Source organism: Roseburia sp. AM59-24XD, from assembly GCF_003478445.1.
Lineage (GTDB): Bacteria > Bacillota > Clostridia > Lachnospirales > Lachnospiraceae > Jutongia.
Genome location: NZ_QUET01000019.1, coordinates 41,147 through 55,933 on the forward strand (window position 1 = coordinate 41,147; position 14,787 = coordinate 55,933).

Here is a 14,787-nt window from a genome sequence, read left to right on the forward strand (position 1 = left end):
AGAGACAACAAAACTACTGCACTTCTTTTTTTATTCAGGACTCTCCTGCATTCGCTCCGGAACATGACATCAACTCCCCGCAATTTTGGCTAAATCGTTTGTTCGGTACACCATTCCATCCTTGTTCATTCCGTAAACTGAATCTTTGGACATCTGGAAAATGAGATCTGACGAGGTGCCCATTTTTTTCGGCTTGCCAAAATTCTCCATCTGATAATAGGTGTTCTTCTGGGTTTTATCATCAGAAACTGCAAAAAAGGCCACATCCTCAAGTCCGATGGCTCTTACCATATTTGTCTGACTTGCGGCATAAATGCATTCTGTTTTTTTCGTTTCTATATTATATTTTTCTATGCCCTTCTCATCGGAAAATACAATAACATCCTTTCCCATTGCTACACCCAGCATGGCGGAAGTAGGATTTTTTGAAAGAATTCTGTTTTCTTTTCCTTTCAGAAATTCCAGATAAGTGAGGTATGCTTCAATTTTACATCGTCTTTCTTTTCTATAATCTCCTTTTCGCTCAGATCACAGAACGTGTGAGAAAAACAAACCATGCCATCCCTCACATCCAGTGATGTTATATTGTTGTCAACACTGGTAGAATGATAAAGCGTTTTTTCTGTGTCCTTTTCAAAATCATAAACACGAATGCCCGCCTCCACATTGATCTTTTCTTCCCTGGCTTTCATGTCATATCCATTGCGATATGCTACGTACATACGCCCATCCCGGCAACATACCGCTGTCGCAGATTGCATCTCCCGAAAAGTATGCAAAAGCATACGATTTGTTCCATCCGGATTGCAGCGAACCAGATCCAAACTTTTCCAATCATCTCCCTCATCCTGATTTCCCAGATAGTAAAGATATTCCCCGTCAAAAAAGACCAATAGACGACTGATACTCTCAATCCATCCGTCACAATCCGCATTATTATGTTGGCAGCCAATCTTTTGACAAATAGGGGTTTCCTTCCTGGTTTTTGCATCGATATAAACAATTCCCCTGTCCCCATATTCAAACAGCCCCTTGTCCCCATACAATGCTCTGGAAAAGGAAGCATCACAAAACCACTCTTGCATGAATGATTTTGTGTCACTCCCTGTTCTGCTCAAAAAGAAAATAACCCAAACAACTGCCGCCGCAAGTACAAGACACACCCCACAAACAAGCAGGGATTCCTTAGATATTCTTTTTCCATGTTTCATATTGTCTCTTCACTTCCTTTAGCAGTTTCTTTTGCTTCCCGGCTACTGTTTTTTTTGCCATCTCATATTCCTCCGAAAACGTACTCTCTTTCCAGATATCATAATATTCTTTTCCCGCATCTGCATAAGTGCTTACATCCTTAAAATTTTTAAAATCCAGTTGAAACCCGGCAAACTTTGAAGTCTGACATTTTTTAGAACGATACAGTTTCTCCTTTTGTTGTCTGATGTTTTTGTAGTAAACGGTCTCCTCTTCTGTCGGCAGGGAGCCCCGGAACAGCCCCAGTACATCCGCTAAGCTGTGACTGACACCTTTATCACTGACAACTCTTCCGTTTTCTACGGTATAATCCTTCCCCTCTTTTCCATACAGCAGGAGCCTTGTATAATCGTCTCTGGTATACAATAAGGTTAATAACTGTAACGCATTTTCTTTCTTTTTACTTTTTTCACAAATCCCCGTCGTTCCACCATTCCGTTCAAAATTTACCGTAAAATCCAGATCATAAACGGATACGCCGTCTAAAGAATCCACGGTCTCCGTTCTCTTTGTCAACAAAATCGTAAACTCTTTCTTTTTAATCAGCTCTTTTATCTTGTCCCGGTCACCGCTGTTTTGGTGAAAAGCACAAAGCTCATTGATCTGCCCGGCTTTATTCAGATCATAAAACAGTTTTTCCAGTTGATATATCTTGGAATTTTCAAATACCGTTGATATGGTTTCTTTTTTCCCGTCAAAATACATGCCGTAATCAATATTTCCACCCAAAATACCGGCAAAATCTTCGAGAGATAGATCAAATAAAAGCTTGTCCTTGTCCGTTTTATTTTTGGATAAATATTGGTTGACCGATAAAATATCTCCATTAAAATTGGCTGCCTTTTTCCCAAGTACATCTTTATTAAAGACAATGCAGTATTTTCCGTCTGCAAAAATACCGTTTGGCACCGTATAAACCCGGCCGTCCACCTCCACCGATTTCCACAGAGGATCTTCAAAAGCACCATATAATTCGCTTTTATCATTCATCTGTCCGTCTAAACACATCAAAAGATTATCCCGGCATAATTCTGTCACATAGTTTCTTTCATCTGTATTTTGACCTGCTAATGCAATATCCGTTGATCCATCCTTTAACACCTGACGAATCTCACGATCATACTCATCTTCCTTTAAATATTGAAATTTGAGACGAAAATTATATCCGTCTTCCTTTAATTTTTCGTTGAAATATTTCAAATACGTTTCATTCACATCGACATCATCGGATATAGTCCAGACAATATCCGATGATGATGCGGAAACCAGACGTTCCTTAATATCTGCCTTCTCAGCTGTTTTTTGCTGCTTTTGCACATCCTTTGAACATCCACACATGAAGATAGATGTGAATACAAGTATACTAACAAGTAGCTTTTGTCGTAGTTTCATTGCTTGGCCCCCATTTATAAGCTCCTATAACAGCAGAATGCTTTGTCACTAATGATTTCATATAATCTTCTTCATAAACAGTAAAACTTTTCTCAGCACTTGCTGTTCCTGATGAAGAACCTGTCATCGTTCTTGTCTTACCTGCACTTACATCTCTATATGTACATGTGCAATCAGCTTTTACTGAACCTGTATTTCCTGATTGAAAAGTATACCCCTGAGCTTTATGTTGACCTATGGTGCTTATCCCCCCAACCCCGGCGCTTCCACATGTTCCATTCACCCTTGCCGCTGCATTTACATTTGCAGAACATAACATAATACTTGCGAATAACATTGTTGCAACTATTGTATTTCTTATTTTTCTCATAATATCTTACCTCTTTCTTGTATTTTTTAATTTTGTAATATAAAACCAAACTTCCCTACAGTAGCTTTTCATTTTCTTTAAAATTATTTTTATGCTCTTTTATAAACATGTCCAATCCTTTGGGTTCAACCGGTTCATAAAACAACACTCTACACTGTTCACATGCAATAGGTGCAACAAGTATTGCTAATGCACACAGTATTGAACCATGTTTTGATATGAAACGATAAATTTTCGCTCTCATAACTTCTCCTTTCCTCGTAATAATTTATGGATACTTCTCCATACAGACAATGTGATAATATCATATTATTTTCTAGAAAATAAAAAATTAGATTAAGTGGTCAAAAATACGGATTAAACGGTATTCATTCAGATTAAGTGGTCAAAAATACGGATTAAACGGTATTCATTCAGCCACTTAATCCATTTTTTTAACCACTCAATCTCATATTGTCAAGAAAACAATCTTTGTACTATAATATATATATTTTATTTTGGAGGTATCTTTTATGTTTATAACACAACGCGTAAGTTCGGTTACGACATCTATATTGTATGAATCTCATCAAATTTCAAAACAAGAAAGTGAAATTTATACCTATTTGTTTTCTTATATTTGCAATCAATTACTGTTCACTACAGCGTTTATACTCTTTGCTATTATCGTACATAGACTACCTGTGTGTTTGCTTTTTCTTTTATTCTTTTATTTTTTACGAAGTTTTTCTGGCGGATGGCATGCCTCTACTCCTATGAGCTGTATGATATTATCCATTTTCTGTTATCTTTTATGCATATATATTGTTCCTTTTATGCATTCTTATCCGCTTATTGTCTGTTCTTGTTGGATAATTTCCATGATTTGTTTGTTTCTCTATGCTCCTGCAGACACACGACATCGACCGATATCTCAAACAAGACGCGTTTACTTAAAAAAACGTGCTCACATTGTTTATGTTTGTATCATCCTCATATATACCATTGCTTTTCTCTTAAATTGGTATATATTGTTGACGACTTTATCGTTTTGTGTCACAATCACCGCCGTTGGTGTTATAATAAGTAAAATACAAAATAAAAAGGAGAATGCTTATGCTGCTGCAAGTCGGAATTTGTGATGACGAAAAAGAGGATATCCGAATCTTAAACGATTATATGAAGCACTATGAAATGAACTATGATATAGAATTTGACATCACTTGTTTTTCTTCAGGAAATGACTTACTACAGACCATTAACAAAACACCTTGTTTTCAAATCCTGTTTCTTGATGTCGAAATGCCCGGTCTTAGCGGTATTGAAACCGCCGCCAGAGTTCGTGAAATCGATATGGAAGATGTGTGCATTATTTTTGTAAGCCACTATCCACAATATATGCAGGACAGCTTCAATGTACGGGCATTTTGGTATTTACAAAAGCCATTGACTTATCCGGACATTGTCATGATCCTAAATAAAATCTTACAATCCTACAGACAGTCACAGAGTAAAAAAATCATTGTTCCTGCCGGCGAAGAAAAAGAACTCGTAAATATACAAAACATTCTATATATAAAAGCTGTAAAATACGAAAAAAACCGTCTGGATTTTGTTCTGACTGACCATACGATACAAAGTCATGGGACACTGCTCCAATGGAAACAGACGTTAAGTCCCCATGGCTTTGTTACGCCTTGTCGGGGGTTCTTAGTAAATATGGACTTTATTCACTATATTTGTGATACCAAACTGATTCTCACCAACGGCACCGAACTGCCATTAAGCCGAAGACAAGCACGCGAGATTAGCGACCTATTTACAAAACATATGATAATATACGGAGGTAACCATGGTATTTGATATCATTTCATCTGTGATAGACATCGCTCTATTATATTTATATCTGAATTTATTTTTAAGCAGTCCTAAAAAACAGTTACCAAAATCCCTTGTTTTTTCCTGTTTCCTATTTGTCGAGATTATTTTATATAACGCGAACAGACTGCTTATATCGAACCAAACCATGGCGAAACCATTGCTTTTGATCACCATAGGATGTCTGACTACCGTTATTCTCACGTACCTCTATCCATATTGCACATTTCGTAATAGATTATTTGTCTCAGTCAGTTTTCAGTTGATTTGTGGTCTTGGGGGAAATGCTGACTTATTTTTTCTATCCATATGTTTCCCTCATACGGCAGCTTTAATCTCTGATATACAGCTCTCATTTATTTCACAATTTTGTATTTGGTTTTTTTGTTTTCTGTTTCGTCAATTATGGCATAAGAAATACAAAAGCCAAAGTGTTTCTTATAATCTGTTGATCATATTAACACCATTTTTATCCTTTATTATTTTAATTGTCATAATACAATGTTTTTTATCTTCCGGAAATGCCATCGCAGATGCATATTATATCACCGTCCTGATCTGTTTATTATCCTTAAATATTGTAAATTATTATTTATTGGACAATGTAATACAAGTCGCCACATTAAAAGAAAAAGAGCGGGAGCTCTCCAAACAGGTAGATTTTCAAACAACAAAATATCAACAGCTCTCATCCGCTTACCGTAATACGCGAAGTTTGTTGCACGATACAAAAAAACACTTTTTTTATATCCAAAACTGTATCGAAGCACAACATTATACAGATGTAATCTCTTATATTCAAAACGCTCTTGACCATCTGGAGCAAAACTATAGCCGCATCAACACTGGCAACTTAGTGATTGATGCTTTTGTAAGCAATTATATGACGATTGCGCAGAATGAAAACATTCAGTTCGATACAAAGATACAGATCATCCCTTCCCGCATCCCGACAGACGATTATGATCTGTGTATTATCATTGGAAATTTGTTAGATAATAGTCTGAATGCAACCAGAGGAATCCCCTCTCCCCACCCCAGAAAAATATATACAGAACTTTTTACTACGAAATTGGAATTTATTATTCATATCAAAAATACATGTCAACCAAAGCTGAAATCATCACCTGCCAGTCAAAGTACCCACGAACTTTATCATGGATATGGCCTTACCAATGTGAGATCACTGGTCAAAAAATATGACGGAACGTATTCTTGCTTTACAAAAGATTATACATTTGAAACCATTATTGTAATTCCCATAAAATCATCTGACGCACTGCCGGTTTCAAACCATGTTTAAAGCAAGATCCGGATCCACACCCTAAAATTGCAATTATCCCGGAATATAACAATATGGACTCGTCACCATTTCCGGTAACCGGGAGTCCATATTGTTATATTCCATTTCAAGTAGATCAAAGCTTACTCAGCCACGGAACTATATTTCATTATTTGCTCAGGAACTCATCAATTCCCTTTGCAGCTGCCTTACCGGCACCCATTGCAAGAATTACGGTTGCTGCACCTGTTACCGCATCACCACCGGCATATACGCCTTCCTTCGTGGTCTGACCGTTCTCCTCCTCTGCAATGATACATTTTCTCTTGTTGATCTCAAGCCCCTTTGTGGTAGAAGAGATCAGTGGATTCGGGCTGGTACCTAAGGACATGATAACCGTATCTACATCCAGCGTAAATTCAGAACCTGCGATCTCAACCGGTCTTCTTCTTCCGGAATCATCCGGCTCTCCAAGCTCCATGCGGATACATGTCATGCCCTTAACACTTCCGTTCTCGTCAACAAGAATCTCGGTTGGATTGGTGAGGAGATCAAATACGATTCCCTCTTCCTTTGCATGATGTACTTCCTCGACTCTGGCAGGAAGCTCTTCCTCACTACGACGATATACGATATGAACCTCAGCGCCCAGACGAAGTGCTGTTCTTGCTGCATCCATTGCTACGTTACCACCACCAACGACAGCAACCTTCTTGCCGGCAATAATCGGTGTATCATATTTATCATCAAATGCTTTCATCAGGTTACTTCTGGTCAGATACTCGTTTGCAGAGAATACTCCGTTGGCATTCTCACCCGGAATACCCATGAATCTAGGGAGTCCTGCTCCGGAACCAACAAATACCGCATCAAAGCCCTCGTCATTCAGAAGCTCATCAATCGTTGTTGCCTTACCGATAACAACATTTGTCTCGATCTTTACGCCCAGAGCCTTTACATTCTCTACCTCAGCCGCTACGACACGATCTTTTGGCAGACGGAACTCAGGGATTCCGTAGGAAAGAACACCACCGGCCTTATGAAGTGCCTCAAAGATTGTTACATCGTAGCCAAGCTTTGCCAGATCACCGGCACAGGTAAGTCCTGCAGGACCGGAACCGATCACGGCAACCTTCTTGCCCTTCTTCTCGACAGCTGCTTCCGGCTTGATTCCCTGCTCTCTTGCAGTATCAGCCACATAACGCTCCAGCTTACCGATGGATACGGCATCACCCTTGATGCCGCGTACACACTTAGACTCACACTGGCTCTCCTGTGGACATACACGACCACAGACAGCAGGGAGGGCGGAATATTTGCTGATCACCTTGTAAGCACCGGCAACATTATCCTCTCCAACTTCTTTGATGAATCCCGGAATGTCAATATTAACCGGACATCCCTGAACGCAGCGTGGATTCTTACACTGCAGGCAGCGTGTTGCCTCTGCCATTGCTTCTTCTTTGTTGTATCCCAGACAAACCTCATCGAAGTTTGTAGCACGTACCTTTGGATCCTGCTCTCTGACAGGAATTCTCTTCATAACATCTACTTCCATATCTATCCTCATTTCTGCATGCGATTTTCATTGTTCCTATTGATGTATATGCCTGAAACAGCACATTCACTGTTCCTGATGCACAAAACATTAGTGGCACTGGCCACATCCGCCGTGATGGGTCTCTCCCTCTTCAAAACGAAGCTTTGCACGACCTTCCTCTGTCTTGTACATTATCTGACGCTTCATTGCCTGATCAAAGTCTACCAGATGACCGTCAAACTCAGGACCGTCTACACAGGCAAACTTAATCTCATCGCCAACCTTCAGACGGCATGCGCCACACATACCGGTTCCGTCTACCATGATCGGATTCATGCTGACGATTGTCGGAATATTCATTTCCTTTGTCAGCAGGCAGACAAATTTCATCATGATCATTGGTCCGATCGCAACCACTCTTGTATAGCTCTTGCCCTGTGCATAAAGATCCTTGATCTTGTCACAGCCATTTCCCTTGAACTCATAAGAGCCATCATCTGTTGCAATATAAAGGTTTGCTGCCACTTTGCGCATCTCATCCTCAAGAATCAGGATATCCTTTGTTCTTGCACCAATGATAACATCAACGTCAACACCATGCTCCTTCATCCACTTAACCTGTGGATAAACAGGTGCGGTACCAACACCGCCACATACGAAAAGGATCTTCTCCTTCTTTAACTCTTCGATCGGCATCTCGATCAGCTCGGAAGGACATCCCAAAGGTCCAACAAAGTCCTCAAAGCTCTCTCCGACCTCATACTCTGCCATTTCCATTGTAGAAGCTCCTACCGTCTGAAAAACGATGGTAACTGTCCCTTTCTCTCTGTCATAATCGCAGACAGTCAGTGGAATACGCTCTCCTTCCTCATCCATTTTTACGATGACAAACTGTCCGGGCTGGCAGTGTTTTGCCACTCTGGGTGCCTCAATATCCATGAGCCAGATATTGTTGGCAAGATACTCTTTTTTAACAATCTTAAACATAATGAGCCTCCATTTTCTTGTGTGATAACAGCTTTTTCCTTAAAAAAGCTAATTTATTTCATCAGCATTTCCCGATAGAAAAAACTGATAAATCCTTGCATGTTGATAAAAAACTGTTGGAATACCGGTGATCATCGCTGACATTATCGCCAAACCATTCCGGTGGTTCAAACCTCTGTGCATCCTCCTGATCAACAAACTCAACCTCAATAAAGACGAGTCCCTCCAATACTCCATGAAAGATATCAAGCTCTCCGGTATGTCCGTCCGGCAGCGGGATGATATAGCGGTCCTTAATAATCAGACTGCCATCCACCTTTCTGCGAAGATGCTCATAACCATCCTTATGAAGTGGTGCCTCAATCTCCTGATTGACACGAACCCCCTCCTGTCCTTCAAGCCCGATGCGAGACTTGTAGGTTAAAATATACCGGTCATTGCTCTTTCGGATACGGAGCACGGGATCTGTGCAGAGATACCCCTGTTCCATATGCTTCACGGAATACTGTGTGAGGTTCTCCGGAAGCTTTCGTACCAGAAACTTTTTCTCAATTTCCATATATGCTCTCCAAACTCTGATAACTACAGTGCCTTCTCGGCTGCAGCCTTGGCATTCTTAGACTTGCGCCAACGGATTCCTAACAGGATCGCTGCATACGCAACAGCCGCACTGACCAGTGCCTTGATCAGATACCAAAGAAATGCTCCTCCAAAGGTGAGATCAGCAATCGACTTTGCTAAAAGTACAGGAACCATATCAATTCCTCCTTTCCATAGATCAATTAACGTCTGTTCACTAACTCCTTCATAACATCATTCCAATCCAGACCGCATTCTACCATCAATACCATGGTGTGATACAGCAGGTCTGCAATCTCGTATTTTAACTCCTCCGCATCCGGATTCTTCGCGGCGATCACCATCTCGGTCGCCTCTTCTCCGCATTTCTTGAGGATCTTGTCAATTCCCTTGTCAAAAAGATAATTAGTATAAGAGCCTTCCTTCGGATGCTCCTTCCTGCCGCGGATCACATCGTAATCCTCGGTAAGCACCGTCAATGGATTGGTATCCACATAATCCCTGCTGGCAAGCTCTGTAAAGAAGCAGCTTCTGTTGCCGGTATGGCAGGCTGCCCCAATCTGACGCACCTTTGCAAGGATCGTATCATTATCGCAGTCGATCATAAGCTTTTTGACATACTGATAATGTCCGGAGGTGTCTCCCTTGCACCACAGCTCCTGACGGCTGCGGCTGTAATAAGTCATCTTTCCGGTCTCCAGTGTATGGCGGAAGGATTCTTCATTCATATAGGCTACCATCAGTACCTCATTGGTACGATAGTCCTGAACCACTGCCGGGATCAGTCCGTTATCCATCAGCTTGAAATCGGCAAAATCAACCGCAGACTCAAAAACTGCCACATCGATCCCATTCTCCTTCAGGCTTCGTTTCGCTTTATAGATATCTTTTTCTTCGAAGTAATTCGTGGATACTCCCAGAACCTTGTCAAGCCCCATCAGCTCTGCAAGGTCATTTCGGATCAATCCATCGCGGATCAGCACCTCTGCCTTACAGCCGGACACTGCCTGAATAAGCTTCTCGGTCACATCCACATGCTTGAGGATCACCATGCCAAAGCCCATATCATAATACTGATTCAGCTGCTCTGCCGTATGCGGATCTCTCTGCATATCGATCTCAATCGCAAGCTTATCCTTGTCAAAGCGCGCCAGGATCTCCGTAAGCTCCTTCTCCACCGGAAGTACCGCCCTGCGCATAACAATGCGGGATGCACCGGTATAAAGAGCCTTCTTGGCATCCTCAAATCGGTTCACATGAACCCCCGCCATAAACGGAATGTCAATGTCCTTCTCAATCTCTCTCAGTGTGTGTAGAAACTCCTCATGGGATGCTTCATCGCCGGTAAAATTATACAAATAAAGACTGTCTGCTCCCTCGCAGCAATACCGGTCAGCCAGTGTGACAATGCTTGAGGAAAGCTCATTCTCTCCGTTGATAAATGGTATTATCTTCTTCTGACTCATAAATTAAACGCCTTTCTCTGCTTAAAATCCTATAAACTTCCCTTGGTGGAAAGTACCTCCTGTATCCTGTCATCATATTGGACTGCCTTGTCAAGTGCCTTTGCAAATGCCTTGAAGGCTGCCTCAATGATATGATGATTATTCTCTCCGTCTAACATTTTAAGATGCAGGTTCATCTCAGCACCATAGCTGACCGCATAGAAAAACTCATGCACCATCTCCGTATCAAAATCGCCGACCTTCGGAACGGTCAGAGGCATATAAAACTTCAGATAAGGTCTGCCGGACAGATCCAGTGCACAAAGCATCAGGGTTTCGTCCATCGGCAGCATGCAGTCACCAAACCGGCGGATGCCCTTCTTATCTCCGACCGCCTGCCGGATCGCCTGTCCCAGCACAATGCCGGTATCCTCGATCGTATGATGGGAATCCACCTCAAGATCGCCCTTCACATCTACCGTCAGATCAAACAGACCATGTCTTGCAAAGCTGTTGAGCATATGATCAAAAAATCCAATGCCCGTGTGGATGTCTGCCTTTCCGGTTCCATCCAGATCGATCGCAATATGAACATTTGTCTCACCGGTCACCCGGCTGATATCCGCTTTTCTCTCCTGCACTTTTCCGCCTCCTTATGTCCCTCCCGGACACTTGTTGAAAATAATTATACACTAACGCTTTCAATTGCGCAACGTTACTTTTCCTCGAACCGCACGGCAATCGAGTTGGCATGAGCAGTCAGCTTCTCCGCCTTTGCAAACTTCTCGATATCCTCATGAACAAGTGCTAATGCTTCCTCCGAGTAAGAAATGATGCTTGATTTCTTGACGAAATCATCCACGGAAAGCGGTGAAAAGAACTTCGCGGTTCCGTTGGTTGGTAATATATGGTTTGGTCCTGCAAAGTAATCACCGAGTGGCTCACTGCTGTACTCACCGAGGAAGATTGCTCCTGCATTACGGATCCTTGTCATCGTGTCGAACGGATTGGCTGTCATGATCTCCAGATGCTCGGATGCGATCTCGTTTGCCGTATCAACGGCATCCTGCATGTTGTCTGCAACCAGAATATATCCATAGGAATCTAACGACTTCCGGATGATCTCCTTGCGGGAAAGCTGTGCCACAAAACCGTCAACTTCCTCAGATACTTTCTTAGCAAGTTCCATGCTTGTTGTGATCAGGATCGCACTGGCAAGCTCATCATGCTCTGCCTGTGATAAAAGATCGGCTGCCACATATCTCGGGTTCGCAGTCTCATCTGCCAGCACAAGGATCTCACTTGGTCCTGCAATAGAATCAATGCTGACATAACCGTATACGGTTCTCTTGGCAAGTGCCACAAAGATATTGCCCGGTCCGACGATCTTATCGACCTTCTGAATGCTCTCAGTGCCATAAGCAAGTGCTGCGATCGCCTGCGCACCGCCGACCTTGTAGATCTCATCTACGCCGGCTTCATTTGCGGCAACTAATGTTACCGGATATACCTTTCCATCCTTTCCCGGAGGTGTTGTCATCACAATGCGGTCTACACCGGCAACCTTTGCCGGCATTACATTCATCAGTACAGAGGAAGGATACACTGCCTTTCCACCCGGCACATAGACACCGACTCTCTCAAGCGGTGTGATCTTCTGACCAAGCAAAGTACCGTCCGGCTTGCTGTCAAACCAGCTGTAGCGAACCTGCTTCTCATGGTAGGAACGGATGTTGACAAGTGCCTTGCGGATCACATCGATCAGCTCTTCATCCACCTGTGTGTAAGCCTCCTCAATCTCCTCCTTTGTAACACGGATCGTCTCCGGTGTGATCTTCACTCCGTCAAATTTCTCTGTGTACTCAAAAAGCGCTGCGTCCTTTTTTACTTTTACGGCGTTTAATATTTCGTCTACCGCATCCTGATATTTACCGTACTGATTCGGACTTCTTTTCAGCATGTTTTCCAAAATATTGTTTTTCTCTTTTTCTGTCAGTGTAACGATCCGCATAGTTTCTTCCTCCTTGTATCGTTGTCATAAATTTGATTATTCCTGATTGGCTGAAACGATCTTTTTGAGATCCTTTACAAGCTTCGTGATCCGCTCATGCTCCATCTTCATGCTCACCTCGTTGACTACGACACGGGCTGACAAAGGACAGATCTCCTCAAGCACCTTGAGACCGTTTTCCTTCAGAGTTGAGCCTGTCTCGACAATATCCACGATCACCTCAGACAGACCAACGATCGGGGCAAGCTCGACCGAACCGTTCAGCTTGATGATCTCTACCGTCTGATGCTTTGTATTATAGAAGTAGTCCTTTGCGATCCGTGGATACTTGCTTGCCACACGGATCAAAGAACCATCGTTTAACTTCTCTCTGGCACTCTCCGGACCTGCCACGCACATCCGGCACTTGCCAACATTCAGATCAAGCACCTCATAAAGCTTGCGTCCTGCCTCCAGAATCGTATCCTTTCCGACCACGCCGATATCTGCCGCTCCCATCTCCACATAGGTCGGCACGTCTGTTGCCTTGGAAAGGAAGAAGCGGTAACCTAACTCCTCATTTACAAAAATAAGTTTTCTTGTCTTCTCGTCCTTCATCTCCTCGCAGGTGATCCCGATCTGCTCTAAAAGACTTAATGTGTGCTTTGCCAGTCGTCCCTTTGCAAGGGCAAATGTAATATATCTCATCTCTTCACTCCGTTCTTCTGCATGTTGTGATTTATCTCATCCGGCCATCTCTCATCAATATACTTTAAATCGTATCTGCCTGCACCAGGATCACATCATCTGCTCCGATCCTGTCTGCATATTCCTGATATTGTGCAAGTTCTCTGCCTGAGGACTTCCGGATAAGCTGTACGATTTTGCCGCTGCCGCGCAGCTTTGCTGCAAGATGGTGCGCCTTCTCCCGGTACCCAGCCGGATACACAACAAGTGTTCCGCCAAGCTTTTCCTTTACAAGAAGATTCTGTCTCTCTAATGCAAGCATAAGCTGATCCACAATGATAACCGCACCGATCGCCGGTGCATCCTTTCCAAACTGTGCGACAAGACCGTCATAACGACCACCGCTTGCCAGCGCCTCGCCATTGCCGTATGTATATGCGCGGAAGATCACGCCGGTATAATAGCTGTAGTTGCTTAACATGCTTAAGTCCACAGTAATATACTGCTCGTAACCGTACATTGCCACGATCTGCTCGACCTTTTTTAAACGATCCAGAGCTTTGAGCACTCTCTCATTGGAGGTTCTCTCCTTCACAAAGGCTTCGGATTCATCAAAGCTTCCCTGCAGCTCAGAAAGACTGACAAAGATCTCCTTAAGCGGTTCGGAAACGGTAAGACGATCCAAAAGCTCCTCCACACCAAAGAAATTTTTGCTCTCGATCAGCTCAAACAGCTGCGCTGCCTCCGCCTCAGAAAAGCCTGCCTCCTCGACAAGACCACGTAGAAGATCCGCATGTCCGATCTCTAACTGGAACTCCTTAAGTCCACTCTTTAGCAGACACTCTATCGTCAGCACGACCATCTCGGCATCCGCATCGGAGCTTGTATCATTATAAAGCTCGGCACCGATCTGTGTGACCTCCTGCAGCTTTCCCTTGTACGGTGTTGTATTGACGAAGGTGTTGCCCATATAGCAGAGACGGATCGGCATTTCCTCTTCTCTGTCATACTTTGAAACACACCGTGCGATCGCCGGAGTGATATCCGGACGGAGCACCAGGGTGTTGTTGCCCCGGTCAAAGAATTTAAACATTGCCTGGGACTGCACAGATCCTTTTTCTTTGCTGAAAATATCAAAATATTCAAAAGTCGGTGTCTGAATATCACGAAATCCATAAGAGATCATCACCTGATGAAGCTCCTGCTGAATTTTCAACCGACTGGCGCACTCTGCGCCATAAATGTCCCGGACACCGCCGGGCGTATGCAAAAGTTCCTGACCAAAATTTCGCTCTGACATGCTCTCCTCTTTTCTGCGCACGGTAATATATCTTCGTCTGAGCCGGGTGCGCTCGGTCACAGACCTTATCAGAAAAAACGCTTTCCGGATATCGGTTTTGTTTCTTC

17 protein-coding genes are annotated in these 14,787 nt (G+C 42.9%); 3 read left to right on the forward strand and 14 right to left on the reverse strand.

The window, feature by feature from the left end; genetic code table 11:
• Positions 1–69 precede the first annotated feature (69 nt).
• The 5 genes from DXA20_RS10285 to DXA20_RS10305 are packed head-to-tail and all read right to left on the reverse strand — an operon-like array spanning position 70 to position 3,257.
• The gene (locus DXA20_RS10285) at positions 70–393 is read right to left on the reverse strand and encodes a hypothetical protein (protein WP_147403738.1); all 324 of its coding nucleotides are present in this window, start codon (positions 391–393) and stop codon (positions 70–72) included.
• 59 nt (positions 394–452) lie between these two features.
• Positions 453–1,211 (reverse strand): hypothetical protein, encoded by a 759-nt coding sequence (locus DXA20_RS10290; RefSeq protein ID WP_118560592.1) that lies wholly within the window; start codon positions 1,209–1,211, stop codon positions 453–455.
• Complete coding sequence (locus DXA20_RS10295) at positions 1,186–2,568, reverse strand: hypothetical protein (protein ID WP_118560594.1); 1,383 nt, start codon at positions 2,566–2,568, stop codon at positions 1,186–1,188. The genes DXA20_RS10290 and DXA20_RS10295 overlap by 26 nt, the downstream gene beginning before the upstream one ends.
• A 46-nt stretch (positions 2,569–2,614) precedes the next feature.
• Entirely contained in the window at positions 2,615–3,013 is a 399-nt protein-coding gene (locus DXA20_RS10300) for a hypothetical protein (RefSeq protein ID WP_022306241.1), read from the reverse strand.
• Positions 3,014–3,068: 55 nt separating this feature from the next.
• Complete coding sequence (locus DXA20_RS10305) at positions 3,069–3,257, reverse strand: AgrD family cyclic lactone autoinducer peptide (protein WP_022306242.1); 189 nt, start codon at positions 3,255–3,257, stop codon at positions 3,069–3,071.
• A 268-nt stretch (positions 3,258–3,525) separates the two neighbouring features.
• Between DXA20_RS10305 and DXA20_RS18680 the strand changes: the two genes are divergently transcribed.
• Genes DXA20_RS18680 through DXA20_RS10320 form a run of 3 tightly spaced genes read left to right on the forward strand, consistent with a single transcriptional unit; the run spans position 3,526 to position 6,173 of the window.
• Positions 3,526–4,134: an accessory gene regulator B family protein gene (locus DXA20_RS18680; RefSeq protein WP_022306243.1), complete on the forward strand. Its 609-nt coding sequence runs from the start codon at positions 3,526–3,528 to the stop codon at positions 4,132–4,134.
• On the forward strand, positions 4,109–4,855 hold the full coding sequence (locus DXA20_RS10315; RefSeq protein ID WP_022306244.1) for a LytR/AlgR family response regulator transcription factor: 747 nt from the start codon (positions 4,109–4,111) through the stop codon (positions 4,853–4,855). Before DXA20_RS18680 ends, DXA20_RS10315 begins: the two co-directional genes overlap by 26 nt.
• Positions 4,845–6,173: a sensor histidine kinase gene (locus DXA20_RS10320; RefSeq protein ID WP_118560598.1), complete on the forward strand. Its 1,329-nt coding sequence runs from the start codon at positions 4,845–4,847 to the stop codon at positions 6,171–6,173. Before DXA20_RS10315 ends, DXA20_RS10320 begins: the two co-directional genes overlap by 11 nt.
• A 148-nt stretch (positions 6,174–6,321) precedes the next feature.
• Here the strand turns inward: DXA20_RS10320 and gltA are convergent, their stop codons facing one another.
• The 9 genes from gltA to hisZ form a co-directional block, all read right to left on the reverse strand.
• A complete protein-coding gene (gene gltA / locus DXA20_RS10325; protein WP_022306246.1) occupies positions 6,322–7,710 on the reverse strand; it encodes an NADPH-dependent glutamate synthase in 1,389 nt (462 codons plus the stop codon).
• 90 nt (positions 7,711–7,800) lie between these two features.
• Positions 7,801–8,679: a sulfide/dihydroorotate dehydrogenase-like FAD/NAD-binding protein gene (locus tag DXA20_RS10330; protein ID WP_022306247.1), complete on the reverse strand. Its 879-nt coding sequence runs from the start codon at positions 8,677–8,679 to the stop codon at positions 7,801–7,803.
• A 61-nt stretch (positions 8,680–8,740) separates the two neighbouring features.
• Positions 8,741–9,238, reverse strand: coding sequence for a CYTH domain-containing protein (locus DXA20_RS10335; RefSeq protein ID WP_118560600.1), 498 nt, complete (start codon positions 9,236–9,238; stop codon positions 8,741–8,743).
• Positions 9,239–9,261: 23 nt separating this feature from the next.
• The gene (locus DXA20_RS16200; RefSeq protein ID WP_022306249.1) at positions 9,262–9,435 is read right to left on the reverse strand and encodes a hypothetical protein; all 174 of its coding nucleotides are present in this window, start codon (positions 9,433–9,435) and stop codon (positions 9,262–9,264) included.
• Positions 9,436–9,461: 26 nt separating this feature from the next.
• The gene (hisIE, locus tag DXA20_RS10340) at positions 9,462–10,724 is read right to left on the reverse strand and encodes a bifunctional phosphoribosyl-AMP cyclohydrolase/phosphoribosyl-ATP diphosphatase HisIE (RefSeq protein WP_118560602.1); all 1,263 of its coding nucleotides are present in this window, start codon (positions 10,722–10,724) and stop codon (positions 9,462–9,464) included.
• Between the two features lie 29 nt (positions 10,725–10,753).
• Positions 10,754–11,344, reverse strand: a complete 591-nt coding sequence (gene hisB / locus DXA20_RS10345) for an imidazoleglycerol-phosphate dehydratase HisB (RefSeq protein ID WP_022306251.1) — start codon at positions 11,342–11,344, stop codon at positions 10,754–10,756.
• A gap of 74 nt (positions 11,345–11,418) precedes the next feature.
• Positions 11,419–12,714: a histidinol dehydrogenase gene (hisD, locus tag DXA20_RS10350; protein ID WP_118560604.1), complete on the reverse strand. Its 1,296-nt coding sequence runs from the start codon at positions 12,712–12,714 to the stop codon at positions 11,419–11,421.
• Positions 12,715–12,750: 36 nt separating this feature from the next.
• Positions 12,751–13,401 carry an ATP phosphoribosyltransferase gene (gene hisG, locus DXA20_RS10355; protein WP_022306253.1) on the reverse strand — a complete coding sequence of 217 codons (651 nt, stop codon included), beginning with the start codon at positions 13,399–13,401 and terminating at the stop codon, positions 12,751–12,753.
• A gap of 64 nt (positions 13,402–13,465) precedes the next feature.
• The gene (gene hisZ / locus DXA20_RS10360) at positions 13,466–14,680 is read right to left on the reverse strand and encodes an ATP phosphoribosyltransferase regulatory subunit (RefSeq protein WP_118560606.1); all 1,215 of its coding nucleotides are present in this window, start codon (positions 14,678–14,680) and stop codon (positions 13,466–13,468) included.
• Between the last annotated feature and the right edge of the window lie 107 nt (positions 14,681–14,787).

What these genes read in the sequence shown, in the direction of transcription:
- DXA20_RS10285 (WP_147403738.1), bottom strand. Translation starts at nt 393, where the DNA reads ATGGGAAAGGATGTTATTGTATTTTCCGATGAGAAGGGCATAGAAAAA.
- DXA20_RS10290 (WP_118560592.1), bottom strand. Translation starts at nt 1,211, where the DNA reads ATGAAACATGGAAAAAGAATATCTAAGGAATCCCTGCTTGTTTGTGGG.
- DXA20_RS10300 (WP_022306241.1), bottom strand. Translation starts at nt 3,013, where the DNA reads ATGAGAAAAATAAGAAATACAATAGTTGCAACAATGTTATTCGCAAGT.
- DXA20_RS10305 (WP_022306242.1), bottom strand. Translation starts at nt 3,257, where the DNA reads ATGAGAGCGAAAATTTATCGTTTCATATCAAAACATGGTTCAATACTG.
- DXA20_RS18680 (WP_022306243.1), top strand. Translation starts at nt 3,526, where the DNA reads ATGTTTATAACACAACGCGTAAGTTCGGTTACGACATCTATATTGTAT.
- DXA20_RS10315 (WP_022306244.1), top strand. Translation starts at nt 4,109, where the DNA reads ATGCTGCTGCAAGTCGGAATTTGTGATGACGAAAAAGAGGATATCCGA.
- DXA20_RS10320 (WP_118560598.1), top strand. Translation starts at nt 4,845, where the DNA reads ATGGTATTTGATATCATTTCATCTGTGATAGACATCGCTCTATTATAT.
- gltA (WP_022306246.1), bottom strand. Translation starts at nt 7,710, where the DNA reads ATGGAAGTAGATGTTATGAAGAGAATTCCTGTCAGAGAGCAGGATCCA.
- DXA20_RS10330 (WP_022306247.1), bottom strand. Translation starts at nt 8,679, where the DNA reads ATGTTTAAGATTGTTAAAAAAGAGTATCTTGCCAACAATATCTGGCTC.
- DXA20_RS10335 (WP_118560600.1), bottom strand. Translation starts at nt 9,238, where the DNA reads ATGGAAATTGAGAAAAAGTTTCTGGTACGAAAGCTTCCGGAGAACCTC.
- DXA20_RS16200 (WP_022306249.1), bottom strand. Translation starts at nt 9,435, where the DNA reads ATGGTTCCTGTACTTTTAGCAAAGTCGATTGCTGATCTCACCTTTGGA.
- hisIE (WP_118560602.1), bottom strand. Translation starts at nt 10,724, where the DNA reads ATGAGTCAGAAGAAGATAATACCATTTATCAACGGAGAGAATGAGCTT.
- hisD (WP_118560604.1), bottom strand. Translation starts at nt 12,714, where the DNA reads ATGCGGATCGTTACACTGACAGAAAAAGAGAAAAACAATATTTTGGAA.
- hisG (WP_022306253.1), bottom strand. Translation starts at nt 13,401, where the DNA reads ATGAGATATATTACATTTGCCCTTGCAAAGGGACGACTGGCAAAGCAC.
- hisZ (WP_118560606.1), bottom strand. Translation starts at nt 14,680, where the DNA reads ATGTCAGAGCGAAATTTTGGTCAGGAACTTTTGCATACGCCCGGCGGT.